This is a genomic window from Amycolatopsis nivea (assembly GCF_004522235.1).
GTDB lineage: Bacteria > Actinomycetota > Actinomycetes > Mycobacteriales > Pseudonocardiaceae > Amycolatopsis > Amycolatopsis nivea.
In genome coordinates this window covers 125,502-148,379 of the sequence record NZ_SDLT01000008.1, presented here as the reverse complement: position 1 = coordinate 148,379, position 22,878 = coordinate 125,502, and the positions used below count along the sequence as shown (strand labels likewise).

At 70.6% G+C, this 22,878-nt stretch carries 22 protein-coding genes; 12 read left to right on the top strand and 10 right to left on the bottom strand.

The features are described 5' to 3' along the window. Positions 1-7: 7 nt before the first annotated feature. The 4 genes from EIZ44_RS12235 to EIZ44_RS12220 all read right to left on the bottom strand — a co-directional run bounded on the left by EIZ44_RS12235 (position 8) and on the right by EIZ44_RS12220 (position 5,228). Complete coding sequence (locus tag EIZ44_RS12235; protein WP_134728615.1) at positions 8-1,201, bottom strand: CaiB/BaiF CoA transferase family protein; 1,194 nt, start codon at positions 1,199-1,201, stop codon at positions 8-10. Positions 1,202-1,270: 69 nt separating this feature from the next. Then, positions 1,271-2,038, bottom strand: coding sequence for an NPP1 family protein (locus tag EIZ44_RS12230; RefSeq protein ID WP_205673114.1), 768 nt, complete (start codon positions 2,036-2,038; stop codon positions 1,271-1,273). A 72-nt stretch (positions 2,039-2,110) separates the two neighbouring features. Further along, positions 2,111-3,943, bottom strand: coding sequence for an FUSC family protein (locus tag EIZ44_RS12225; RefSeq protein WP_134728613.1), 1,833 nt, complete (start codon positions 3,941-3,943; stop codon positions 2,111-2,113). A 97-nt stretch (positions 3,944-4,040) separates the two neighbouring features. Continuing rightward, positions 4,041-5,228, bottom strand: a complete 1,188-nt coding sequence (locus EIZ44_RS12220) for an FAD-dependent monooxygenase (RefSeq protein ID WP_134728612.1) — start codon at positions 5,226-5,228, stop codon at positions 4,041-4,043. Positions 5,229-5,364: 136 nt separating this feature from the next. Here EIZ44_RS12220 and EIZ44_RS12215 point away from each other — a divergent pair, with 136 nt between their 5' ends. Beyond that, complete coding sequence (locus EIZ44_RS12215; RefSeq protein ID WP_037812343.1) at positions 5,365-5,832, top strand: MarR family winged helix-turn-helix transcriptional regulator; 468 nt, start codon at positions 5,365-5,367, stop codon at positions 5,830-5,832. Between the two features lie 6 nt (positions 5,833-5,838). Here EIZ44_RS12215 and EIZ44_RS12210 read toward each other — a convergent pair whose 3' ends face one another. Then, positions 5,839-6,759: a hypothetical protein gene (locus EIZ44_RS12210; protein WP_134728611.1), complete on the bottom strand. Its 921-nt coding sequence runs from the start codon at positions 6,757-6,759 to the stop codon at positions 5,839-5,841. Between EIZ44_RS12210 and EIZ44_RS12205 the strand changes: the two genes are divergently transcribed. Genes EIZ44_RS12205 through EIZ44_RS12195 form a run of 3 tightly spaced genes read left to right on the top strand, consistent with a single transcriptional unit; the run spans position 6,758 to position 9,740 of the window. Then, entirely contained in the window at positions 6,758-7,915 is a 1,158-nt protein-coding gene (locus EIZ44_RS12205) for a zinc-binding metallopeptidase family protein (RefSeq protein ID WP_240691274.1), read from the top strand. The two genes, EIZ44_RS12210 and EIZ44_RS12205, sit on opposite strands and share 2 nt — an antisense overlap. A gap of 10 nt (positions 7,916-7,925) precedes the next feature. Then, positions 7,926-8,744 carry an alpha/beta fold hydrolase gene (locus tag EIZ44_RS12200; protein ID WP_134728610.1) on the top strand — a complete coding sequence of 273 codons (819 nt, stop codon included), beginning with the start codon at positions 7,926-7,928 and terminating at the stop codon, positions 8,742-8,744. Positions 8,745-8,765: 21 nt separating this feature from the next. Continuing rightward, positions 8,766-9,740, top strand: a complete 975-nt coding sequence (locus EIZ44_RS12195; RefSeq protein ID WP_134728609.1) for a pirin family protein — start codon at positions 8,766-8,768, stop codon at positions 9,738-9,740. Positions 9,741-9,773: 33 nt separating this feature from the next. On the opposite strand, the gene EIZ44_RS12190 is transcribed toward EIZ44_RS12195, so the two are convergent. Beyond that, positions 9,774-10,679 carry a phosphatase PAP2 family protein gene (locus EIZ44_RS12190; RefSeq protein WP_134728608.1) on the bottom strand — a complete coding sequence of 302 codons (906 nt, stop codon included), beginning with the start codon at positions 10,677-10,679 and terminating at the stop codon, positions 9,774-9,776. Positions 10,680-10,791: 112 nt separating this feature from the next. Between EIZ44_RS12190 and EIZ44_RS12185 the strand changes: the two genes are divergently transcribed. From EIZ44_RS12185 to EIZ44_RS12175, 3 genes are read left to right on the top strand one after another with little or no spacing between them, the layout of a single operon-like run. Next, positions 10,792-11,472 (top strand): response regulator, encoded by a 681-nt coding sequence (locus EIZ44_RS12185; protein ID WP_043835782.1) that lies wholly within the window; start codon positions 10,792-10,794, stop codon positions 11,470-11,472. 59 nt (positions 11,473-11,531) lie between these two features. After that, positions 11,532-12,878: an ATP-binding protein gene (locus EIZ44_RS12180; RefSeq protein WP_205673122.1), complete on the top strand. Its 1,347-nt coding sequence runs from the start codon at positions 11,532-11,534 to the stop codon at positions 12,876-12,878. Further along, positions 12,875-13,357, top strand: a complete 483-nt coding sequence (locus EIZ44_RS12175) for a hypothetical protein (RefSeq protein ID WP_134728606.1) — start codon at positions 12,875-12,877, stop codon at positions 13,355-13,357. The genes EIZ44_RS12180 and EIZ44_RS12175 overlap by 4 nt, the downstream gene beginning before the upstream one ends. On the opposite strand, the gene EIZ44_RS12170 is transcribed toward EIZ44_RS12175, so the two are convergent. Next, on the bottom strand, positions 13,354-13,947 hold the full coding sequence (locus EIZ44_RS12170) for a TetR/AcrR family transcriptional regulator (RefSeq protein WP_043835741.1): 594 nt from the start codon (positions 13,945-13,947) through the stop codon (positions 13,354-13,356). The two genes, EIZ44_RS12175 and EIZ44_RS12170, sit on opposite strands and share 4 nt — an antisense overlap. A gap of 56 nt (positions 13,948-14,003) precedes the next feature. On the opposite strand from EIZ44_RS12170, the gene EIZ44_RS12165 reads away from it, so the two are divergent. After that, entirely contained in the window at positions 14,004-15,239 is a 1,236-nt protein-coding gene (locus tag EIZ44_RS12165; RefSeq protein ID WP_134728605.1) for an FAD-dependent oxidoreductase, read from the top strand. A gap of 618 nt (positions 15,240-15,857) precedes the next feature. On the opposite strand, the gene EIZ44_RS12160 is transcribed toward EIZ44_RS12165, so the two are convergent. After that, entirely contained in the window at positions 15,858-16,418 is a 561-nt protein-coding gene (locus tag EIZ44_RS12160; protein WP_134670126.1) for an NADPH-dependent FMN reductase, read from the bottom strand. Between the two features lie 95 nt (positions 16,419-16,513). Here EIZ44_RS12160 and soxR point away from each other — a divergent pair, with 95 nt between their 5' ends. Then, complete coding sequence (gene soxR, locus EIZ44_RS12155; RefSeq protein ID WP_134670128.1) at positions 16,514-16,981, top strand: redox-sensitive transcriptional activator SoxR; 468 nt, start codon at positions 16,514-16,516, stop codon at positions 16,979-16,981. Between the two features lie 917 nt (positions 16,982-17,898). Here the strand turns inward: soxR and EIZ44_RS12150 are convergent. Next, positions 17,899-18,405, bottom strand: coding sequence for a mycothiol transferase (locus tag EIZ44_RS12150; protein WP_134728604.1), 507 nt, complete (start codon positions 18,403-18,405; stop codon positions 17,899-17,901). A 248-nt stretch (positions 18,406-18,653) separates the two neighbouring features. On the opposite strand from EIZ44_RS12150, the gene EIZ44_RS44655 reads away from it, so the two are divergent. Further along, positions 18,654-18,803: a hypothetical protein gene (locus EIZ44_RS44655; protein WP_158714476.1), complete on the top strand. Its 150-nt coding sequence runs from the start codon at positions 18,654-18,656 to the stop codon at positions 18,801-18,803. A gap of 77 nt (positions 18,804-18,880) precedes the next feature. On the opposite strand, the gene EIZ44_RS12145 is transcribed toward EIZ44_RS44655, so the two are convergent. Further along, positions 18,881-19,315, bottom strand: coding sequence for a DUF6314 family protein (locus tag EIZ44_RS12145; RefSeq protein WP_134728603.1), 435 nt, complete (start codon positions 19,313-19,315; stop codon positions 18,881-18,883). A 241-nt stretch (positions 19,316-19,556) separates the two neighbouring features. Between EIZ44_RS12145 and recQ the strand changes: the two genes are divergently transcribed. Then, positions 19,557-21,401, top strand: coding sequence for a DNA helicase RecQ (gene recQ / locus EIZ44_RS12140; RefSeq protein ID WP_037812369.1), 1,845 nt, complete (start codon positions 19,557-19,559; stop codon positions 21,399-21,401). A gap of 139 nt (positions 21,402-21,540) precedes the next feature. After that, positions 21,541-22,851 (top strand): serine hydrolase domain-containing protein, encoded by a 1,311-nt coding sequence (locus EIZ44_RS12135; protein ID WP_134670133.1) that lies wholly within the window; start codon positions 21,541-21,543, stop codon positions 22,849-22,851. Positions 22,852-22,878: the final 27 nt, after the last annotated feature.

Genomic DNA, 22,878 nt, shown 5'->3' with positions numbered 1-22,878 from the left:
ACAACTGTCAACGCGGCTCGGCGGCGATCCCCCGGCGCAGCAGGTCCTCCGCGTCGACCCCGGCTTCTTCAAGCAGCGCACGGGTATGCGCCCCGAACGCGGGTACGTCGCCCATCCGCGCCTCGACGTCCGCGAACGTCACCGGCGGCAGCAGCGCGTCGACGGTCGCGTGTTCGGTGCCGATCTTGCGCCAGCGGTCGCGGGCGCGAAGCTGCGGATCGGCCACGACGTCGGCCACCTGTTTCACTTGCGCCGCAGGGATTCCGGCGTTCGCGAGCCGCTCGTCCAATTCCACTGTGGACCATCGGGCGGTCTCGGCCGCGACCGCCGCGTCGCATTCCGCGCGGTGTTCGACGCGCTGCACATTCGTGGTGAATCGCGGGTCGTCGGCCAGCTGCGGGGCTTCGAGGACTGCGGTGACCAACGTCCGCCAGCCGCTGTCGTTCTGGACCCCGATCAGCATCTGACCGTCTTTCGTCGGGTACGCGTCGTAGGGGGCGATCGACGCGTGGCTCAAGCCCATGCGCGCGGGCTGGCGTCCGGAGTACATCTGGCTGTACATCGCGTAGCCCATCCACTCGACAGTCGCCTCCAGCATCGACACCTCGACCGTCGCGCCCTGCCCGGTCCGCCAGCGGCGCAGCAGGGCGGCCAGCACCGCTTGCGCGCAGTACATTCCGGAGGCGATGTCGGAGGTCGGGATGCCGGTCTTGACCGGGGTGTCCGGGGTGCCGGTGATGCCGATCAGGCCCGCTTCGGCCTGGACCAGCATGTCGTAGGCCTTGCGTTGTTCCCGCGGCCCGCCGGCGCCGTAGCCGGAGAGGTCGACGGCCACCAGTTCCGGATGGCCGGCGCGGAGTTCTTCGGCCCCGAACCCGAGCCGCGCGGCCGCGCCCGGAGCCAGGTTCTGGACGAAGACGTCGGCCCGGGCGATCAGGCGGTGGACCGCGTCGCGGCCTTCCGCGGTTTTCAGGTCTACGGCCAGGGATTCTTTGCCTCGGTTGAGCCAGACGAAGTGGGCGCCGGTTCCGTGCACGACATGGTCGTACTCGCGGGCGAAGTCGCCGCCGTCGGCGCGTTCCACCTTGATGACCCGCGCGCCCAGATCGGCCAGGGTGCGGGTGGCCAGCGGGGCGGCGACTGCCTGTTCGATGGAGACGACGGTGATTCCGTCGAGCGGGAGCGCGGAGTCCGAGTGCATGCCGATTACTATTACCCGGTTTTCGCGCGGGTGCCCGGGTGAGTTGTGTCGCGTGGAGCACCCGGAAAGCTAGCCGCGCGGGTCGAACGGGATGCCGGCCGGCTTCGACTTCTCCAGCAGGTCCTGGTACCGGCCGTCGCTGATCTTGATCGTCGCGGCGCCGAAGTCCGCGGCCATGAGGCGGTCGCGCAGCGCGCTCGACGGCCACCCGTCCCAGCCGACCAGCGGCGGGTAGCGCCAATCGTGGTAGTGGTTCTCCGGCGGCTCGTCGTGGGCGTCGGCGAGGCGGAAGAAATGCGTGCCGGGGCCGTCCTTGTGGTACACCGCCTTCGGGTGGGCACCGTCGAAACTCACCTTCGACCGCGGGTACGTCACCTGCGAGGAATGCTGTGTGGTCGTGACGTACTCGACCTGGTTCGACGACTGGTCGATCCACGAGATCACGTGCTCCCAGTCGTGCCGGTGCCCGCCGAGGCCGCTGCCGTCGACGGCCTGGTCCTTCTCGAAATAGCTCGCGTAGACGACCGCGCACCAGCCGTGGTTGCAGGTGGAGCGCGAGTAGGTCTGGGAGTTGTCCAGGTCCGACTGGTCGTGGCAGTTGCCGTTGACCGCGCCGGTGGTCTTGAGGCCGGGCGCGAGAGTGCCGTCCGGGCCGATCGCGGGCGTGGCGTAGCAACCGTCGCCGTCGTAGTCGTAGGCGGGCGAGAAGGATTGCTCGTATCCGTTGGCGTTCTGCGGCAGGTTGTGCGGCGGATCGGCGTACGCCGCGGACACCGGGAACAGCAACGCGACGCAGGCTGCCACCGTCGCGACGCGGGCGAGCGGGAGTTTCCTCATGTCCGGATGGTGACACCGCGAACGCGGAAGGTGAAGGGACGCAGGGGAAGCATCCGGTGTCCGCACGGACCTTCAGCTCGCGAGGACCTCCGCGCCGCGGTGCACGCGCAGCAGGTCAGCCCGTACGAGGTCGGCCAGCAGCCGTTCCTCCTCGTCCGCCTCCGACGGTCGCGGCGGCAGTTCCCCGCTTCCGGCCAGCGCGCCCGCCGCCGCCTCCGCGAAGGACGCCATCGTCGGCGACTGCCCGTCCCGCTGCAGCAGCGCGCCCGCCGAAGCCGCGAGACCGCGCAACCCCTGTCCGGCCTCTTCCAAGGCTTCTCGCTGCTCCGAAGAAGGCTCCCGGCTACCGGGTTCGGGGCTCAGCAGGTCCTGATGCGTCCGAGCCGCCGCGCGGAACCGCAGCCCGACCTCACGCCGGCCGCCTCCGCCGCGCAACCGCTCCGCCACCGACGCGAGCAGCTCGCCAGTTTCGGAGACAGCGTCGGAAAACCGTTGCGCCACCGAAGGTTTCGGCACCCCGGGCACCGCGGCGAAGCCGAACAACAGGCCGATCACCACCGCCAGCACGACCAGCAGCAGGTACTCCACGAGCACCGACACCGCGTCCAGATGCCGTGTCGTCGCGTTCATCCCGACGCTCATGAGCACCATGCACCCGTTGAACACCATGGGCTGCACCTGCATGAACGGAAAACCGACGAGCAGCGCGACAATCCCCAGCGGCAGCAACGCGCCCGGCGGCAGCAACCACAACGCGACCGCCAGCACCACGGCCCCGGCCGCCGCACCGGCCGCGCGCTGCCACGCCTTCGCCAGCGTGTCCCGCCATTCCGGCTGCATGAGCGCGAACGTCGTCATGAGGAACGACACGGTGAGCGGATCGCCGGGCCGGAACGTCGCGATCACCGCGGCGACCAGCATCCCCAGCGCGCACCGCACCGCGTGCCGCAACTGCGCGGACCGCCACGAGAACACCCCGGTCGCCTCGCGCCGCAAGGCCTCGCGGACGAGATGCCGCGGAAAGTCCACAATGGACTCGTCGCGGTTCAGCACGGCTTCCCGGATCGCGAACAACCCAGCCCACGCTTCATCAAGCAGCGCAGCGGTGTCGCCGGGCAACGCGACGTCCGGGTCGACCCGCTCGATCTCCGGCGGATCCGAAACGGTCTTGGCCCGCACGGCTTCCGCCAACTCCGCGACCTGTTCGTCCGCGGCGTCGAGCACGCGGGAAACCGCCGCTGCCTGCTCTTCGTCGAACGCGCGCAGCCGGTCCCGCAGCAATGCGGCGGTGCCGTGGTACCGGGCGCCGCCAGCGAGAACCCGCGCCTGCCACGCGCGCGGCCGGTCGGTCACCCACAACCGCACCGCCCGCTCCGCGCTCGCGCGATCCGGTCCGGCGAGCGCGTCGGCCAGCGCAGTGCGGGTCGGCTTGCCCGGGTCGCTCAGGCCCATCAGCAGCCGCAGCACGAACACGACCGCGACGGCCAGCGCCGGCGCGCAGACGATCTGCACCGGGCTGGCCGCCCCGCTCAACTGGAAGCCGTAACCGAACACCGAAGCCATGCCGAGTCCGAGCCCGACCGTCACGTACCGCGGCCCGAGCGCGGGCACCACCGCCGCCGCGAACACCACCAGCACGAGCAGCGCGATCGACGCGACCGGCGACACCTCGCCCAGCAACCGCGGCCCGGCCCCGCCGATCACCACCGCGGGCGCGAACGCCGCGAGCAGCCACAGATCCGGCCGCAACGGCCCGCCGGTGGCGGCGATGAAGCAGAACAACGCGGTCAGCCCGGCCAGCACCGCCGTCCCGCCGAGCCCGAGCGCCACCCCGAGCCCGGCCGTGCCGCCGACGACCACCAGAACCGCCGCGAGCATCCCGCCGCCGCGCGCAATCGCGTTCATCCCGCCCCGTTCCGTCACCGCGCAATGCCGCAGTAGCCTCGCACGCCGCACTCGTGAGTGTTCATGCCGGTTCTAACCGGCAACGCCGCTCACGAGCTCAGACGGTCGTGCGCTCCGGCGGCAGCGTCAGCAAGTTGTGCACCTCGCTGTGCTCCTCCCCCGGCAGCCCGTCCACCGCCCGCAACGCCGCGCTCCGCGCCGCCACCTCCGCCTCGGTCCGCGGCGACATCAGCGCCGACCCGCCTGTCGCCAGCGCCTGGTTGGCCTCCACGAACTCCCGCGACCGCCGCTCGTACGCCGCGAAAGCGACGTCGTGCGGGGCATCCGCCAGCTCGTACGCCAGCAAGTACGCACCGATCATCGCGAGACTCGACCCCTGCCCGGACAGGAACGACGTCGCGTGCGCGGCGTCCCCGGCCAGCGCGACGCGCCCCTTCGACCACACCGGCAGATGAATCTGGCTGACCACGTCGAAGAACAGGTCGTCCGCCGAGCGCATCGCCTCGACCATCCGCGGCACCTCCCAGCCGCAGCCCTCGAAACGGCTCGCGACCAGTTCGCGCTGTGCGGCCGGGTCGGCGAACGCTTCGAAGGGCGGCTCGGCGTGCGTGAACACCAGGAATCCGTGCACGTGGTCGCCGTCGCGGTCGCCCGCGGCGTAGAGCGACGCCGACCGGCCCGCCACCGCCCAGGACCTGCCCTCGTGCGAGAGACCGAGGTAGTTCGGCATGGTGAATCCGGCGAAGCAGTAGCCGAGATACCGGTGGAACTCCTCCTCCGGCCCGAACGCCAGCGAACGGGTCTTCGAGTGCAGCCCGTCCGCGCCGATGACCAGGTCGAACGTCTGGCTCCGGCCGCTGGCGAAGGTCACGTCGACCGCGTCGCCGCGGTCGTCCAGCGCGGCGATCGACTCCGAGAAGCGGAACTCGACGTCGTCGCGGACCGCGTCGTACAGCAGGCTGGTGAGGTCGCCGCGGGCCAGTTCGATGTCGTGCCCGGCCTCGTCCCCGGTGATCACGGTCGGCGCGACGCTGTTCAGCACGCTGCCGTCCGCGTCGAGGAACGAGAGCCGCCGGGTGGCGACGTGCCGCTCCCGCGCCTGCTCCGCCAGCCCCATCCGCCGCAGCACCTCGACGGCCGGGCCGCGCATGTCGATCGGGTACCCGCCGCCGCGCACCGCGGCCGCCTTCTCCACCACAGTGACCGCGAAGCCGTAGCGGTTCAGCCAGTACGCCAGCGCCGGGCCCGCGATGCTCGCCCCCGAGATCAGCACACTCCTGCTCATGGTTCTCCCCTTTGTTCCCCGGCAGGCGATAGATGCCTACCTTAGGTATTATTTTCGAGACCGGCCGGAACCGCCTCGCGCGATCCCGGTGATCCAACTGTATACCTAAGTTAGGTATCTATTCAAGGAGCCCGCGATGTCCGCCGTCCCTTCCCTGTTCCGGGACCTGCTCCCCCGGCTGAACGAGCTGAGCGGGACGCTGCGCCGGGGCAAGCTGTTCGAGCGCGCGGTCGAGGCGACCGGGCTGCCGCTGGAGCGGCCGGCGATGAGCGTGCTCGGCATCCTGCACATCGAGGACGCGCCGCTGCGGGTCGGCGAGATCGCGAACCGGATGAACGTCGTCGGGCCGCACGTGACGCGGCAGGTGCAGGGGCTGGAAAGCCGCGGGCTGGTGCGGCGCGTGGCCGACCCGGACGACCAGCGGGCGCGGCTGATCGAGCTGACGCCGGAAGGGAAAACCGCGGCCGAACGGTACGTCGCGGTCATCGAGGGCTGGTTCGCCGACGCGATGAGCGACTGGACCGCCGAAGACCGCCAGCTCCTCGACCGGCTCATGACGAAGCTGGTCGAGGACCTGACGGCCCGGCTGTCCGATCTGGACTGAACGGGACTACCGCGACATCCGCAGGAACTCCTGCTGCTCGCGGTCGTAGCGCTGGGTCAGGCCGTTTCCGTAGCGGTCCCACCAGTTCTGCGTGTGCCCGTTCTGCCGGGTGGTCGTGTCGCCGTAGACCTCGCGGTCGTATTCGATCCGCGCGTCGTGGAACTGCTGCTGGAATTCCTGCGGCGTCAGGCTCTGCAAGTGCTGCACAGCATCCGGGTCGAGGGTGCGCGCGCTCTGCACGATGTCCGCGCCGCCCATGTGGTTGAGGATCGCCCGGACGCCGCCCGCGCCGCGCATGTGCGCGCCGGACATGATCGCGGCCTGGGTGCCCGCGTCGGTGAACTCCATCGCCCCGGCGCGGCGCGCGTTCGCGGTCATCAGCTGCGCGACCACCGCGCGTTCTTCGGCGCTGCCGAGGCCGTACTGCTGACGGGCGGCCATGATCTGGTCGTAGCCGTTGTGCATGCTCTCGCGGAAGCCGTACGCCTCGCGCACGCCGCCCTGTTCGCCGGTCGCGCCCTCGGACCGCATGATCGAATCGACGACCCGGTCGTCCAGCTGCTGCGGTGCGGCACCCCCAGCAGCCGCACCGCCGCCGCCCGCCCCGGCTCCCCCGCCGCCCGTGCCGCCGCCGTAGCCCTGGGCCACCGCGGTGTCCGCGTCGGCGTAGTTCCGCGCCGCGTGCTGCACCTTGCCGTTGACCTGTTCGATCAGCTTCACGAAATCGCCGAGCGAGGACACGAGTTTCGACTGCAGCAAGGTGTTCGCCGCGGCGACCCCGCTGCCGATGCCCGCGAACGACAAGGCGTCGATCACGAGCGTCTCGAGGTCGCGGACGGCCGAGAACGCCGCGGCGCCGAGGCCCTCCACGTTCTTCACGATCGCCGACACCTCGGCCGGCAGCACCCGGTAGCTTCCCGCTGTCATGCCCGTGACCCTCGCGCACCGGCCCGGGGCGCGCCAACGGCCGAATTACCCACTTTCGAAGGGGATCGAATCGCTGCCCGGTGGGTACCTGGGCGGCATGGAGTCCGACGAGGACCGGCACGACCGGACCGACCACGAAATCGAGCTGCTCGCCGAGCGGCTCTGGGCCTGGTCCCGCGAACCGGACGGCGAGCGGGGGCCGGAGCTCGGCCCGCTCGCCGAGGCCGGGTTCGCCGTCGACGGCGGCGTCGCGCGGTACGGCTCCGGCCGTCCGTGCGTCGCCCTGCTGCTCCCGTCCGACCGGCTCCGGGAGTTCGGGCACAACCTCGTCACCGCGGCGGTGCTCGGCGCCGCGCTCGCCACCGCCGCGACACTGGAATCCGGTTCCGTCGTCGTCACCGACCGCGCGGGCGACGAGATCGACGCGGTGCTGACCTTCCAGCCCGGCGTGCACACCTGGGCCGCCGCGCCGCTCGCCGCGCGGACCGAGCTGCGCGTAACCGTGCACGGGAATTCCGGGCCGGCTCCCGAAGACAGCACCGACGCGGTCGCCGGGCTGGTGCAGGTCTTCACCGCGATCGCCGCGCTGCGGGCCCGGCTGCCCGCCGGCGCGGCGGTGCAGGGAATCGTGACGCACGGCGGGGAATCCACCGATGTAGTGCCCGATTTCGCCGAAGCCCGCTTCGGGTTGCGTGCGCCGGACTCCGCAACGCTCGGGCACGTCGTCACCGAAGTGACCACCGCCGCCGAAGGCGCCGCGATGGCGACCGGGACCAAGGCGAACGTCGAACGGTTCGGCCCGATTCACGCGCGGTTCCAGGACAATCCGGTGCTGTCCGGGCATTTCGCCCGGCATCTCGCGGCGTGCGGGATCCACGCGTCCCCGTCCGGGTCCGCAGCGATCCCCGGACGGCCCGAGGTCGGCGACCTGAGCGTGCGGATGCCGACGATCCACCCGTCCGTCGCCCTCCACGATCCGGTGCGCGCGGTCGGCAGCCGCGCGTTCGCCGAGGCGACCGGGTCGCCGCGAGCCCGGACGGTGCTGCTCGCGACCGCGTCGGCGCTGGCGCGCACCGCGTCGGACCTCCTCGCGCATCCGGCTCTGGTGCGCCAGGCTTGGGACAATTTCGCCGATCGAGCGCGGCGGGGTGGCTAGAGTCCTCCGCATGGGGACGACTGACTTGCCGCTGCCCAACGGCCGCAACCTTCGGGTCCACGACAGCGGAGGCGACGGCTTTCCGTTGGTGTGGCACCACGGGACTCCGCAATCCGGTCGCCTGCTGCCGCCGGTGGTCGAGGCCGCGTCCGCGCGCGGATTCCGGGTCGTTTCCTATGCGCGGCCCGGGTACGGCGGATCCACCCCGCAGGTCGGCCGCACGGTGGGCTCGGCTGCCGACGACGTGCGACAGCTGGCCGACGCACTGGACCTGCCGCGGTTCGCGGTGATGGGAGCGTCCGGCGGCGGACCGCACACGCTGGCTTGTGCCGCGCTGCTGCCGGATCGGGTGACCGCGGCCGTGTGCCTGGCCGGATTGGCTCCGTACTCCGAGGAGTACGACTGGTACGGCGGAATGGTCGACGACAGCTCGCTGCGGGCCGCCCGCAAGGGCCGCGAAACCCGGCTGCAGCACGGAGAAACGCAGGAATTCGACCCGACGAGCTTCACTGACGCGGACTGGGCGGCGCTGCGCGGCACGTGGGGTCCCCTCGGCGAGGACGCCGGGGCTGCCGGGGACGTGGCCGCGGAAGCCGACGACGACCTCGCGTACGTCGCGCCATGGGGCTTCTCCGCCGCCGACGTGCGGGTCCCGGTGCTGCTGGTGCACGGCGGCGAGGACCGGATCGTCCCGGCCAGCCACAGCGAATGGCTCCTGCGGAACCTCCCGGACGCCGAACTGTGGCTCCGTCCGCGCGACGGGCACATCTCGGTGCTCAACGCGCTCCCGACCGCGCTCGACTGGCTGCGCAACCTCCCTGCCCGCTGACCGCCGGTTATCGTGTCGGGCATGAGCAACGTCGAGACCGACCCGGCCGAACTGGCGTGCGGCGGCGACCCTGTTGACCCCGGCAAGGTCGAGATCCTCGACGCCCGCTCCGTGCCGCTCGGCGGCCCGCGCGCGATGCCGGTCCGCCGCACGCTGCCGCAACGCCAGCGGTCCCTGATCGGCGCGTGGTGCTTCGCCGACCACTACGGTCCCGACGACACCTCCGTCAGCGGCGGCATGTCCGTCGGCCCGCATCCGCACACCGGGCTGCAGACGGTGAGCTGGCTGTTCACCGGCGAGATCGAGCACCGCGACAGCCTCGGCTCGCACGCCATGGTCCGGCCCGGCGAGCTGAACCTGATGACCGGCGGGCACGGCATCTGCCACGAAGAGGTGTCGACGCCGGAAACCACGACGCTGCACGGGGTCCAGCTGTGGGTCGCGCTGCCGGACGAGCACCGGCACACCGCTCGCGACTTCCAGCATTACGTCCCGCCGGCCACCGCCCTCGACGGGGCCGCCGCGCGCGTCTTCCTCGGCACGCTGGCCGGGGAAACCTCGCCGGTCAAGACCTTCACTCCGTTGCTGGGCGCGGAAATCGTCCTCGACCCGGGAGCATCGCTCAGCCTCGCCGCGGATCCGTCCTTCGAGCACGGGGTCCTGCTCGACACCGGAGAGGTCACCTTCGCGGGCACGCCGCTGCAGCGGGCCCAGCTCGGCTACCTCGGCATCGGCGCGACCGCGCTCGACCTGCACAACCCCGGGTCGTCCCCGGCGCGGGTAATCGTGCTCGGCGGCCCGCCGTTCGGCGAGGAAATCCTGATGTGGTGGAACTTCGTCGGCCGCAGCCACGACGAGATCGCCGAATACCGCGAAGCCTGGGAGGCGAACTCCGACCAGTTCGGCGCGATCGAGCCGTACCCGGGCGGCCCGGCGCGGCTGCCCGCTCCCCCGCTGCCCGCGGTGCGGATCAAACCGCGCCGGAACCCGTCGTGAACGGCTGTCGCGGCGTATGCGGGAGATCCCCGCTCACGACCCTCCGCTGAGCCGGTTCCGCGCCCCGGACGGGTCGAAGTTCACCTTCCGGAGCGGTCCAGCCGCCAATAGCACCACCGCCACCGCGCTCAGCGCCGCGAGCACCAGCGCCGCCACGAACCGGGCCGGAACCGATGTCGCCGAGGACAGCACCGCGTAGCTGCCCAGCACCACCGCGACCGGCCCGAACAGCGCGATCGCCGTCCGCACCGGCGGGATCCGGCTGCCGTCCGGACGCCGCGCCGAGACGACCGCCGCGCCCGCCGACACCACCGCGGCCACCAGCAGGCAGGCGCCCACGGTGTCGGAGAGCCGGTGCCAGCTGAGCGCGACGGTCGCCGCGGCCACCCAGGCGACGCCGGGCGCACCCACGGCGAGCACCCAGGTCCGGAACCGCGCGGGCAGCACCACGGCCAGTGCCAGCAGCACTGCGGTGGCCGCGCTCACGTGCCCGCTCGGGAAGCTGTTGTGGTGCGGGGCCCCGGCCGACCCCACATCCGGCCGGTCCAGCAGGTAGATCTTGAGCAGCTGCGCGGCGGCCAGCGGCAGCAAGTACAGCACCAGCGCGGTCACGCCGAGCGCGAACCGCTTGCGCAGCACCGCGAGCGCCACGATGACGATCCCCGCCGCGCCGAACACCTCGACCCCGTCGATCCCGGCCAGCGGCCGCGCCCAGTCCACAGTGGACCGCGGAAGGCCCTGCGCGAAGCGGACGACCCCGTCCTCCGCGCGCTGCCCGGCCTCGGTCCGCACGAACAGCAGGTAGGCGACGACGAACGCGCCCGCGAACCCGATCGCCGCGGCGATCAGCACCGCGGTCCGCGAGCGCCGCGGCGGAGCGAGTGCGTGGCGGGGCGCGGACAGGGGCACGGTCGGCGGATCAGGAGTCAGTACTGCCATGCCTTCGAGCCTGGCCGCGGGATTTCGGGATCTCGTCAGGGCCATGTCATGGTTTCGCTACAAGATCCGCCCGGCTCGCGCGAATCCGCGGGCATTCCGAATAATGGCCACCGTGGCTGTGGTGTTGGTGGTCGAGGACGACGCGTCCGTCCGCGAGGGCATGGAACTGGCGCTGCGCAGGCAAGGACACACCGTGCACACCGCGGCGACCGGCGAGGACGGCGTGGCGCAGCTGCGCGAACGCGCGCCGGACCTCGTGGTGCTCGACCTCATGCTGCCCGGCATCGACGGGTTCGAGACCTGCCGCCGGATCCGCGCGCTCGGCCAGGTGCCGATCATCATGCTCACCGCGCGCAGCGACGATTTCGACATCGTCGCCGGCCTCGAAGCGGGCGCGGACGACTACGTCGTGAAGCCGGTCGAACCGCGCGTGCTCGACGCCCGCATCCGCGCGGTGCTGCGCCGCACCGCCGCCGAACCCGGCGCCGCGGGCCCCGAACAGCACGGCGACCTGGTGATCGACCGGGCCGGGATGCTGGTGCGCAAACACGGCGAACAGGTCTCGCTCACGCCGACTGAACTGAAGCTGCTGCTGGAGATCTCGCGCACGCCGGGCCAGGTGTACAGCCGCAGCCAGCTGCTGGCGTCGGTGTGGGGACACGATTATCTCGGCGATTCCCGCCTGGTCGACGCCTGCGTGCAGCGGCTGCGCGCGAAGATCGAGGACGTCCCGGCGCGGCCGGACCACGTGCAGACGGTGCGCGGCTTCGGCTACCGGTTCGGCCGCTCGTGAAACGGCTCCGGTCGTGGGTGTCCGGGCTGCGCCTGCGGCTGGTGCTGGCGTTCGCGGCGATGACGCTGGTCGGCGCGGGCGCGGCGGCGGGCGCGAGCTATGTGTCCGCGCGCAACACGATCCTGGCCGGCGTGCAGGACCCGGCGATGGTGCAGCTGCGCGACGAGGTCAGGACGTACCTGCCGCAGCTGACCCTGCCGCCCGACCAGCGCCAGCTCGACAACATGGCGAGCTCGCTCAAGGGCGTCACGACCGTGGTGTTCGGATCGCTGCATTCGCGTGTCGGGCTGAACCCGGCGGAGATACCCGGCGGCCTGCGCACCGCGGTCGCGGGCGGGACCAGCATCCAGTTCCAGCGCGTCATCGAGGGCGGGCGCCCGGTCCTCTACATCGGGATGCCGTTGCTGCGCTACGGCGCGACGAAGGGCGAACACACCGGCATCGAGGTCTACAAGACGGTCCCGCTCGCCACCCAGCAGGCCGCGATCGAGCAGCTGGCGACGCGCGCGTGGGTCATGACCGCGCTGGCCTTGCCGATCGCGGTCGCGCTGGCGCTGCTGGCCGCGCGGCAGGTGCTGCGCCCGGTGCGCGCGCTGAACTCCGCGGCGCGCAAACTCGGCGACGGGCAGCTCGACGTGCGCCTGCCCGCGAAGGGTTCCGACGAACTGGCCCAGCTGGTCACCACGTTCAACCACACCGCGGCGGAACTGGAACGCACCGTCGGCTCGCTCCGCGAAATGGAGGCCGACGCGCGCCGGTTCGTCGCGGACGTCTCGCACGAGCTGCGCACCCCGCTGGCCGCGATGAACGTGGTCACCGACGTCCTCGACGAAGACGCCGACCAGCTGCCCGCGGACACCGCCGTGGCGGCGCGCCTGGTGTCCGCCGAAACGCGGCGGCTGACCCGGCTCGTGCAGGACCTGGTCGAGATCTCCCGCTTCGACGCCGGACGGGCCGAGCTGCGGGTCGAGGAGGTCGACCTGGCCGAGGCAGTCGCGAACAGCGTCGCCGCCCGCGGCTGGACCGGCTCCGTCGCGGCTGACCTGCCGAGCGTCACCGTGCCCGCGGACCCGCGACGGCTCGACCTGGTCGTCGCCAACCTCGTCGGCAACGCCCTGCGTCACGGCGCGCCGCCGGTCGAGATCCGGCTGAGCACCGACGACACGACCGTTTTCCTCACTGTCACCGACCACGGCCCGGGCATCCCCGAGGAGGTGCTGCCGAAGGTGTTCGACCGTTTCGCGAAGGCCGACACCTCGCGCGCCCGGTCCGACGGCAGCGGCCTTGGCCTGTCGATCGCGCTGGAAAACGCCCGGCTGCACGGCGGCGACATCGAAGCGGCGAACACCGGCGACGGGGCGCGGTTCACTCTCCGGCTGCCCCGCACCGCGAAGGAGGAGCGATGAAACTTCTGCGGCGCTTCGTCGCTTTCGCTGCTGTCTTGGCCCTCGCCGGTTGCGGTATCCAGCCGACCGGAGTGGTCCCCGCCGGCGACGCTCCCGGCGGCTTCCAGCTAGGCACGCCGCGTCCGCAGATCACGCTCTACTTCGTGTACGCGGGACAGCTCAGCCCGGTGCAACGTGCCTGGGCGAGGGACGCGACCCCCACGACGGTGCTGACGGAACTGTTCGGCGGCCCGACTCGTACGGAAGAACAAGAGGGCTTCTACTCGATGCTCTCGCCCGGCCGGCACGTCACGGTCGACACCTCGGCCCAGCCGGTGACCGTGACCGTCTCCGAATCGATGAAACTGCTGTATCCCGTCGGCCTGCAGCAGGTGGTCTGCACCGTGTCCGCGTCGCTGGCGGCGTCCGGGCAGCCGGTCGGCAAGGGGATCACCGTGGTCGCCTCGGACACCAAACTCGAATCCCTGTACTGCAACTAGCCTTCCGGCACGAACCCGCGCACGACCCGTTCGACGATCCGCAGCACGGCTTCCGTCGCGCTCTCCCCCGCCGGGACCTGCCGCAACGCCGCCTCCAACGCGCCGAACACCGCACCGGTCAACGCGGCCGCCTCGACCCGGTCCAGCTGCGGCGCGCACGTCTCGTACAGCTTCTCCGCCCACCGATCGCCCACCGCCGCGTTGCGCAGCAGGTACCCCGCGCGCAACGCGGGCACCCCGGCCAGCAGCCGGGTGCGCACCTCGGTGAGCGGATGGTCCAGCGGGAAACTCCACGCGTCCGCCGTCACCAGCGCGTGGACGGTCCTGGTCACCATCTCCGCCACCGGCGTCCCCGGCTCCGCCGCGGCGAAGACCCCGTCCACCACCTCGTCGTAAAGATGCTGGTCAGCGAAGACGACGTCCTCTTTGGCGGCGAAGTAGTTGAAGTACGTCGCCGGGGACACCTTCGCCCGCGCGGAGATCTCGGCGACGGTCGTGCCGTCGTAGCCCTGCTCGTCGAACAGCGTGAGCGCCGCCTCGATCAGCGCCTGGCGGGTCCGCCGCTTCTTCTCTTCCCGCAACCCGGTCATGGCGTGAATCTTAGCGTTACTCTAAACTTAGAGAGTCTCTAAGATTGGAGGTCCCGATGGAACGGACCGGATGCGTGGTCGCCGGGGGCGGTCCGGCAGGCGTGATGCTGGGCCTGCTGCTGGCCCGGGCCGGGGTCGAGGTGGTGGTGCTGGAGAAGCACCGCGACTTCCTGCGGGACTTCCGCGGCGACACCGTGCACCCGTCGACGCTGCGGTTGCTGGACGAACTGGGCCTCGGCACCCGGTTCGCCGCACTGTCCCGTTCGGTCCTGGAACGGATGAAAATGGAGATCGGCGAGGAAACGGTGATCGCCGCCGACTTCAGCAGACTGCGCGGCCCGCACAAGCACATCGCGATGGTCCCGCAAGCCGAATTCCTGGGCCTGCTGGCCGAAGCCGGTGCGGCCGAACCGAAATTCACCCTGCGCATGGGCGCTTCTGTTACCTCTCTGCGCCGCGAAGGCGGACGCGTCACGGGCGTCAACTACCGCGATGACAGCGGTGACACTGCCGCACTCGAAGCCCCGCTCACCGTCGGCTGCGACGGACGCTGGTCGAAAGTGCGCCAAGAACTCGGCCTCGCATTGCGGGAGACAGCCGTCCCGATGGACGTCTGGCAGGTGCGAGTGCCGAAAGCCGGACCGGGCGAACAGGGGGTGTTCGCCCGGTTCGGCCCCGGATACGCCTCGGTGACCATGGACCGCGGCGATTACTACCAGACCTCGTACCTCATCCCCCGAGGTCAAGACGCCCGCCTGCGTTCCGGCCCGATCGAAGACTTCCGCTCACGCCTGGCCGAGTTGTTCGGCTGGACGCCCGCGCAAGTGTCCGCAGTCCGCTCGTGGGACGACGTGAAGTTGCTGGAAGTGACCATGGGCCTGCTGCCGCGCTGGCACGCCCCCGGCGCGTTGTGCATCGGCGACGCGGCCCACCCGATGTCGCCGGTTGGCGGTGTCGGGGTGAACCTGGCCGTGCAAGACGCCGTCGCCACCGCACGACTCCTCGCGGAACCGTTGCGGCGCGGGGAAGTTCCGGTGTCCCGCCTGGCCGCCGTACGCCGCCGCCGGTTGTTGCCGACTGTCGCGGTGCAGTCGAGTCAGCGGGGTGAACACGAGATGCTGCTGCGCCCCGCGCTAGCCGGGACGCTGGACCGTTTGCCCGCGCCGATGCGGGTAGTGCAACGATTCCCGGCGCTTTCCGGGGTGACTGCTTACCTTGGCGGCGTTGGGTTGCGGCCGGAACACGCTCCCGCTTTCGCCCGACGATCTGGTGTGGACAGTCACGCTGGCTGACTGTTTTGGCGGTCCGGTGCGGTGCCGCTGGGGTTTTGCGGCACCGCACCGGATTTGCTGTTCCGGTGGGCGGCACCGGACGCACTGCCTTGTTGAACGGTGCCGCACAGAACTCAGCGCCTTGTTGGCCGGTGCCGCACCGACTCGCTGCCTTGTCGGACGGGGCCGCACCGAACTCGCCGCCCCCATTTGGACGGTGCCGCACCGGACTCACTGCCCTGTTGAACGGTGCCGCACCGAACTGGCTGCCTTGTCGGACGGGGCCGCACCGAAGCGTGCTCCAGCCTCAGCCATCGCAGCGGGAAGCTCCGCCGAGCCGCAGCGTCGCCAACCAAGACTGCGCTGGCTTCCCGCAACGCCGGATTCCTCTTCCATCGCAGCGGTTCCGGCCCAGAACATGGTCCGGCCGCCCCTCTTCCGGAAGGGCAACCGCATCGCCCAACGGAGCCGCACCGTCAGCCAGCACACCACCGGCTTCCAGCACCGCCCCGGACTCACCCCTCGGCTAAACGGAACACGTCGCAGTTCACGGCAGCGAGCCGTCCGAACTCCGCCGGAGCAGCATCCGCACGGCTACCCCGGCGCTTCAACCACGCCGACCAGCGCTATCCCGCGCCGCTACGCCGGGTAAGCCCGCACCGATCGGGCGTCCTGCAACGCGCGAGCCCACCATTCGAGCTGGTCGAGCAAGGCCTTCGCCGCGGTCTCGACGGCAGGGTCGAGCGGTTCGCCGTCCTCCCCGAACCGCCCGTGGACCCCGTGGAAGCTCACGGTTTCGCGGATGGTGACCGCGTGCAGTTCGGCGAAGACCGGGCGGAGGTGCTCGACCGCGCGCAGCCCGCCGGAGATCCCGCCGTAGGACACGAACGCGACCGGCTTCGCGTGCCATTCGCCGCGGAACCAGTCGAGGACGTTCTTGAGCGCGGCCGGGTAGCTGTGGTTGTACTCGGGCGTGATCACGACGAACGCGTCCGCCGCCTCGAGCCGGGCAGCGACGGGCGCGGCCCCCTCGCCGTTCATCGCGAGCGGCAGCGAGATCTCGGCGACGTCGAGGACGTCGACCTCGAACCCGCCGTGCCGGTCGGCCTGGCGGGAGAACCAGCGGACGACCGTGGGGGCGAACCGCCCTTCCCTGGCGCTGCCGACGAGCACAGCGAGCCGGACGGGAGCTTCGGACACGTTTTTTCTCCTTTTTCCGGGGCGGAACAGGTTTCCCGCCTCCGGAAAGGAGTCTCGAACTTCAAGCTCCCTTTAAGTCAAGCTATGCTGTGCGCATGGCGAAAACGGAGCTGCCCGAACTGACCGTGGGCGAACTCTCCCACCGCAGCGGCGTACCCGCGTCGGCCCTCCGGTTCTACGAGGACGAGAACCTGATCCAAAGCAGGCGCACCGCGGGCAACCAGCGCCGCTACCGCCGCGACACCCTGCGGCGGGTCACGTTCATCCGCATGTCGCAGCGGGTGGGCATGCCGCTGGCACAGATCCGCGACGTGCTGGCCCTCCTCCCGGACGACCGCACCCCCACCCGCGCCGACTGGTCCCGCATCTCGTCCTGCTGGCGCTCCGACCTGGACCAGCGCATCCGCCAGCTGGAACAACTCCGCGACCAACTGAACGACTGCATCGGCTGCGGCTGCATGTCCCTGGCCAAATGCCGCCTGGCCAACCCAGAAGACCGCCTAGGCCAAGACGGCCCCGGCCCGCGCCGACTGCCGGACCACCGGGGCGCCGGATTCGAGTGAGACCGCTCGGCAGCTGACTCCGGGAGGTTGGCTGGCTGCTCGGCCGAGGCTTCTTCGCGTGGGACTGCGGGGGTTCTCCGCGGGACTGCACCTCCGCGAGGCCGCGTCCGCTTCGGCTACCAGCCCAGTGTTCACGGCGCACTCTCACCGCGCACTTCAGCAACCAGCTCGCTGCACGCTCTCACTGCGCGTTGGCCAGCAACCCGCCTCTCACCGCACATCCTCACCTCCCTCGCCACTCCCGCTCTCGCCGCGCGCTCGCCTCAGCGACGAGCCAACTTTCACCACATGCCATCACCACGCCTGCTTCAGCCGCCAGCCCCGCTCTCGCTTCACGCTCGCACCTCAGTCCGCAGTCCCGCTCTCGCCGCACGCGCGGACTGCACCCACCTCAGCCACCGGCCGTTCTCTCACCACATCCCCTCACCACACCCGCCAGTCCTGCACCCGCCGTGCGCTCGCACGGCACCCACCTCAGCCACCAGCCCCGCTTTCGCCACGCGGCCTCGCCAGTCCTGCTCACGCCGCACGCTCGCACGGCGGCCGCCTCAGCCACCCTCCGCTCTCTCGCCACCTTTCCTCGCCGCACCCGCCTCAGCCGCCAGCCCTGCTTTCGCCACGTGCCCTCGCCCGCACCCGCCAGCCCCGCTCTCGCACCGCACCCGCCTCAGCCACCGGTTCCGCTCTCGCCGCGCGCTCGCACCACGCCCGCCGCAGCCGCCAGTCCCACTCTGACCATGCGCCCTCCATCGCGCCTTGGCCAGCATGCGTCGCCATCACTCCCCCGGCCCGCCGGGCGAACTGTGCGGCAGCTCGTGGCCCAGGTACAGAGCGAGAGAGCAGCGGCGGTGCGCGTACTCCGCGACGCGAGCTGCCAGGTCAGCAGGTCACTCGCGCAGCGCGTCAGCCGCTCCAGGTCATCCCAGCAGCAGCCCCCTCACGTAGGCGGCCTGTCCGGCGTGTTGCAGGTCGTCGGAGAGCACGCTGACCAGCCGGACGCCAAGGGTGACCGGCGGGTTCCAGCCTTCGTCGACCACGCGGTCCATAGCCGTTCCGTTGAGGCTGGTCACCCACGAAACCGTGTGCTCGTGCACGGCGTCGTAGTAGCCGGTGAGCAAATCCGGCGACTTCGGCTGCACCTTGGCCACGTCGTCGCTGCTGTGCCCGTAACCGATGTCGCCGGCGGGGAACGGCAGGGCGAATTTCTCGCGCCAGTCCTGTGCCGTCCAGAACTGGTCGGTGCCCGCGACGTCCGCGACATGGTCGTCCTGCACCCGCGCCAAATGCCACACCAGCCAGCCGATCGAGTTGGCCTCCGGGCCCGGGCGCGCCGCCAGTTGCTCCGCGGTCAGCCCGTCGACTGCCTGGTGCACCACTTCCCGCACCCGGCCGAATCCGTCCACGAGCAGATCGGCCACATTCATCTCGCGCTCCTCTTCGTCGTCGTGCGCTTGCCTCGATCATGCCTCGAAGATCCGCTTGTGCCCAGCACTGTGACTCCACCGGCGCGAGGGGTCCATTCGCACCGGATCGCGCCGCCTCGGCACGGAAAATCCGTTGACTACCAGCGGTGACCGCAACTGTCCACTTCGGACCTGACGCGCGCGGCCGGCGGCAGGTAGACTCCGGCGCGACAGCGATCTGCACGCCGACGACGCGAACGGAGGGACCCGTGGCGATCACCGCGCCCCGAGCCCTGCCCGGGTTCGACAACATCGCCGGCATCGCGATTCCCGCCTGGGCGGGCATGGTGATCGCCGCCGCCTGCGCGATTTCGGCGATCACGGTGCTGCTGGTGATCCTGCGCAACCGGCGGAAGTAGTTCACGCAGCGCGTTCGCTGCGATATCCGGCGGATCTCACGTGCGGCAGTGCGGAATTCTGCGCCAGACCGGGAGGATCACCGGTCCGCGCGCGTGAACCGGCTGGTGATGACGTGGTCCTTGGCCGGTCCGGTCACCACCCATTCCTGCTCCCACTGGCGATCGTCGAGCACGCGGTACGCCCCGCGATACCAGTCGGCGGCGCACGGATGATCGGCCGTCCACTCGCCGGTCGCCAGGTCCACGTCGTGGAAAAACCCGCCGTGGTCGAAGTGGACCGCGGCGCGCGAGCCGCCGGACGGACGGTAGTGCAGCGTCCGGACAAATGGTCCGCGATGCGCTCCGAGCTGCAACTCTCCCGACTCCCGATAGACGAGCACCCCGCCTTCGCAGGTGAACGTCGCCCGGCCGCTCGCCTCGCCCAGCGCCGCTCCGTCGACGTCGACGATTTTGCGCGCGAGCTGCCATTCGCCGGAGAAATACCCGGTCAGGTCATCGATCGGAAAAGCCACGGATCCATTGTGCGCCTCCGGTCCGCGGGCGAGGGGCACCAGGACTGTCGTCTCGACACCGTCTGTCACGGGGGTGGCGTGAAGGGTCCCATCATCCCCGGTGTCACCAGTCGCCAGGCTGTTTACCCTGTGCGACCGGGCCCGTCGCGAACGCCGAAAACGGCCGGTGCGATGGGGACTCTCGCGCCGAACCCGGCGGGGCAGGCTCGCCCGGACGGCTCGCCGCCCTAGAATCGGCCGCGTGGCGCACCCCGATCTGGCCGAGCAGGCCACCCGTTCCCCCGCTCTCGAGACCTTGCAGCGCGTCTTCGGCTACGACGCGTTCCGCGGCGACCAGGCGGAGATCGTCGAGCACGTGATCTCCGGCGGCGACGCGCTGGTGCTCATGCCCACCGGCGGCGGGAAATCGCTGTGCTACCAGATCCCGTCGCTGGTGCGCCCCGGCGTCGGTGTGGTGATCTCGCCGCTCATCGCGCTGATGCAGGACCAGGTCGACGCGCTGCGCAACGTCGGCGTGCGCGCCGGATTCCTCAACTCCACCCAGGATTTCGCGCAGCGGCAGGAGGTGGAGGAGGCGTTCGTCGCGGGCGAACTAGACCTGCTCTACCTCGCGCCCGAACGACTGTCGGTCGAATCCACCGTGCGGCTGCTCGACCGCGGTAAAATCGCCCTGTTCGCGATCGACGAAGCGCACTGCGTCTCCCAGTGGGGCCACGATTTCCGCCCCGACTACCTGATGCTGTCGTCGCTGCACGAACGCTGGCCGGACGTGCCCCGGATCGCGCTCACCGCCACCGCGACCGAGGCCACGCACAAGGAAATCTCGCAGCGGCTCGGCCTGGACGGCGCGAAGCATTTCGTCGCGAGCTTCGACCGGCCGAACATCCAGTACCGGATCGTCCCGAAGAACTCGCCGCAGAAGCAGCTGCTCGACCTCCTGCGCACCGAGCACCAGGGCGACGCCGGGATCGTCTACTGCCTGTCGCGCGCGTCGGTGGAGAAGACGGCGGATTTCCTGGTGCAGAACGGAATCCGGGCAGTGCCGTACCACGCCGGGCTCGACAAGTCGACCCGCGCGGCGAACCAGGCGAGGTTCCTGCGCGAGGACGGGCTCGTCGTGGTCGCCACGATCGCGTTCGGCATGGGCATCGACAAACCGGACGTCCGGTTCGTCGCCCACCTGGATCTGCCGAAGTCCGTGGAAGGCTATTACCAGGAAACCGGCCGCGCGGGCCGCGACGGGCAGCCGTCGACCGCCTGGCTCGCGTACGGGCTGCAAGACGTGATGCAGCTGCGCAAAATGATCGACAAGTCCGAGGGCGACGAGATGCATCGCCGCCTGCAAGCCCGGCATCTGAACGCGATGCTGGCGCTGTGCGAGACGGTCGAATGCCGGCGCACGCAGATCCTCGCGTACTTCGGGCAGTCCGGCCAGCCGTGCGGGAACTGCGACACCTGCCTGGCCCCGCCGGAACGCTGGGACGGCACCATTCCCGCGCAAAAACTACTGTCCACAGTGGTCCGTCTGCGCAACGAGCGGCGGCAGAGTTTCGGCGCCGGCCAGATCATCGACATCCTGCTGGGCAAGACGACGCCGAAGGTCACCCAGTTCCAGCACGACACGCTGAAGGTCTTCGGCATCGGCACCGAACTGCGCGAACCGGAATGGCGCGCGGTGGTGCGGCAGCTGCTGGCGCGCAACCTGCTCGCGGTCGAGGGCGATTACGGATCGCTGGTGCTGACCGAAGGTTCGACCGCGGTGCTGAACGGTTCCCAGGAAGTGCAACTGCGCCGCGAACCGGAACGCCCGGCGCGCGCCCCGCGCACGTCCCGCCGCACGCCAGCCGCTCCGATCGACATGCCCCCAGAGGCGGAACCGGTGTTCGAGCGCCTGCGTGCCTGGCGCGGGGCGACGGCGAAGGAACAGGGCGTCCCGGCGTACGTGATCTTCCACGATGCGACGCTGCGCCAGATCGCCGCGATGATGCCGACGACGCTCGACAAACTGGGCACGGTGAGCGGGGTCGGCGAGAGCAAGCTGGCCAAGTACGGGGAGGGTGTGCTGGCGGTGCTGGCCGAGGAGTGAGGCTGGCCGGAAGAACAGGCGGCGTCCCCTCGACGGTCGTCCCTGCTAAGCAGCTTCAGAACGTTCCGCCTGGCGATGCCGCTGCCCGGAAGGCTTGGTTCGTGCTCGTACCAAGCGTTCCGGGCAGTACATTGCGGGGATGGCGTGGGGTTTGAGCGAGCTGATCGCGAAGCACGACGTACCGGGCGCGCAGGTCGCGGTGCTGGCCGACGGCGAGATCCGGGACGAGGCCGCGGGCGTGCTGAGCCTCCGCACGCGAGTCGAGGCCACGACCGACTCGGTGTTCAAGATCGGTTCGATCACCAAGATCTGGACCGCCACCCTGGTCCAGCAGCTGGTGAACGACGATCTGCTCGACCTCGACCGCCCTCTTCACGCCTACCTGCCCGGGTTCCGGCTGAGCGACCCGGCGGCCACTGAAACCCTGACCGCCCGCCACCTGCTCACCCATACCGGCGGGGTCGACAGCAACCACCTCGTCGACACCGGACGCAACGACGACGCGATCGAGAAGTTCGTCGCTGCCCTCGCCGACGCGGCTCATCTCTTTCCCCCGGGCCGCGTTTTCTCCTACTCCAACAGCGGATACGCCGTGCTCGGCAGGCTGGTCGAAGTCTTGCGCGGCAGGACCTTCCACGACGTGCTCCGGGATCGATTAGCGACGCCGCTGGGACTTTCCACCCTCGCCTCCGACACTTACGAAGCGATCCTGCACCGCACCGCGGTCGGCCACGTCGAGACCGAAGGAAGACTCGCGCCGACGAAGAGCTGGGCAGTCCGCTATTTCTCCACGCCCAGCGGCTCGCACCTCGCGATCAGTGCCCGCGATCTGCTGGAGTTCGTTCGCCTGCACCTCGCCGACCACACGCTCGCGGGACTGCGCGAACCCCAGCTCGAATCCGTCCCCGACTTCGGCGGCGGCGTCCTCGGCTGGGGGCTCGGCTGGATGCTCTACCGCGACGGCGTCGTCGGCCACACCGGCGTCTCCAAAGGCCAGAAGGCTTTCCTGCGCGTCGTCCCCTCGGCCGGGGTGGCGATGGCCGTCCTGACCAACAGCGCGGGCGCCGAACCTCTGGCCCACGAACTCTTCAGCACGGTGCTCCGGGACCTCGCCGGCGTCGAGACGGCACCGCTTCCCGTACCGCCCGCGGAACCCGTTCCCCTCGACGCGGACCTGATGTGCGGCACATACCGCACCACCTCGGACGACATCACTCTGACCGTCGACAACGATCGAGCGTTCCTCACTTACCGTCCCCGCAAGGAGACCGCCGAATCGCGGCACGGCAAGCCAGCGCGGCGCGTCGAGGTGGTCCGCCTCGACGACCACGCGGTCATCACCGCCGAACCGAAGTTCGACGGCCACCAGGTCTGGTCACTGATCGGCTCCGACGCGCGCGGCCGCGCGCGCTTCCTGCACAACGGAGCCGCCGCCTACCGAGTCGATTGATCTTCACGCGACCCGGCACGGCCCTGC

What these genes read in the sequence shown, in the direction of transcription:
- EIZ44_RS12235 (WP_134728615.1), bottom strand. Translation starts at nt 1,201, where the DNA reads ATGCACTCGGACTCCGCGCTCCCGCTCGACGGAATCACCGTCGTCTCC.
- EIZ44_RS12230 (WP_205673114.1), bottom strand. Translation starts at nt 2,038, where the DNA reads ATGAGGAAACTCCCGCTCGCCCGCGTCGCGACGGTGGCAGCCTGCGTC.
- EIZ44_RS12225 (WP_134728613.1), bottom strand. Translation starts at nt 3,943, where the DNA reads ATGAACGCGATTGCGCGCGGCGGCGGGATGCTCGCGGCGGTTCTGGTG.
- EIZ44_RS12220 (WP_134728612.1), bottom strand. Translation starts at nt 5,228, where the DNA reads ATGAGCAGGAGTGTGCTGATCTCGGGGGCGAGCATCGCGGGCCCGGCG.
- EIZ44_RS12215 (WP_037812343.1), top strand. Translation starts at nt 5,365, where the DNA reads ATGTCCGCCGTCCCTTCCCTGTTCCGGGACCTGCTCCCCCGGCTGAAC.
- EIZ44_RS12205 (WP_240691274.1), top strand. Translation starts at nt 6,758, where the DNA reads ATGCCCGTGACCCTCGCGCACCGGCCCGGGGCGCGCCAACGGCCGAAT.
- EIZ44_RS12210 (WP_134728611.1), bottom strand. Translation starts at nt 6,759, where the DNA reads ATGACAGCGGGAAGCTACCGGGTGCTGCCGGCCGAGGTGTCGGCGATC.
- EIZ44_RS12200 (WP_134728610.1), top strand. Translation starts at nt 7,926, where the DNA reads ATGGGGACGACTGACTTGCCGCTGCCCAACGGCCGCAACCTTCGGGTC.
- EIZ44_RS12195 (WP_134728609.1), top strand. Translation starts at nt 8,766, where the DNA reads ATGAGCAACGTCGAGACCGACCCGGCCGAACTGGCGTGCGGCGGCGAC.
- EIZ44_RS12190 (WP_134728608.1), bottom strand. Translation starts at nt 10,679, where the DNA reads ATGGCAGTACTGACTCCTGATCCGCCGACCGTGCCCCTGTCCGCGCCC.
- EIZ44_RS12180 (WP_205673122.1), top strand. Translation starts at nt 11,532, where the DNA reads ATGACGCTGGTCGGCGCGGGCGCGGCGGCGGGCGCGAGCTATGTGTCC.
- EIZ44_RS12175 (WP_134728606.1), top strand. Translation starts at nt 12,875, where the DNA reads ATGAAACTTCTGCGGCGCTTCGTCGCTTTCGCTGCTGTCTTGGCCCTC.
- EIZ44_RS12170 (WP_043835741.1), bottom strand. Translation starts at nt 13,947, where the DNA reads ATGACCGGGTTGCGGGAAGAGAAGAAGCGGCGGACCCGCCAGGCGCTG.
- EIZ44_RS12165 (WP_134728605.1), top strand. Translation starts at nt 14,004, where the DNA reads ATGGAACGGACCGGATGCGTGGTCGCCGGGGGCGGTCCGGCAGGCGTG.
- soxR (WP_134670128.1), top strand. Translation starts at nt 16,514, where the DNA reads ATGGCGAAAACGGAGCTGCCCGAACTGACCGTGGGCGAACTCTCCCAC.
- EIZ44_RS12150 (WP_134728604.1), bottom strand. Translation starts at nt 18,405, where the DNA reads ATGAATGTGGCCGATCTGCTCGTGGACGGATTCGGCCGGGTGCGGGAA.
- EIZ44_RS12135 (WP_134670133.1), top strand. Translation starts at nt 21,541, where the DNA reads ATGGCGTGGGGTTTGAGCGAGCTGATCGCGAAGCACGACGTACCGGGC.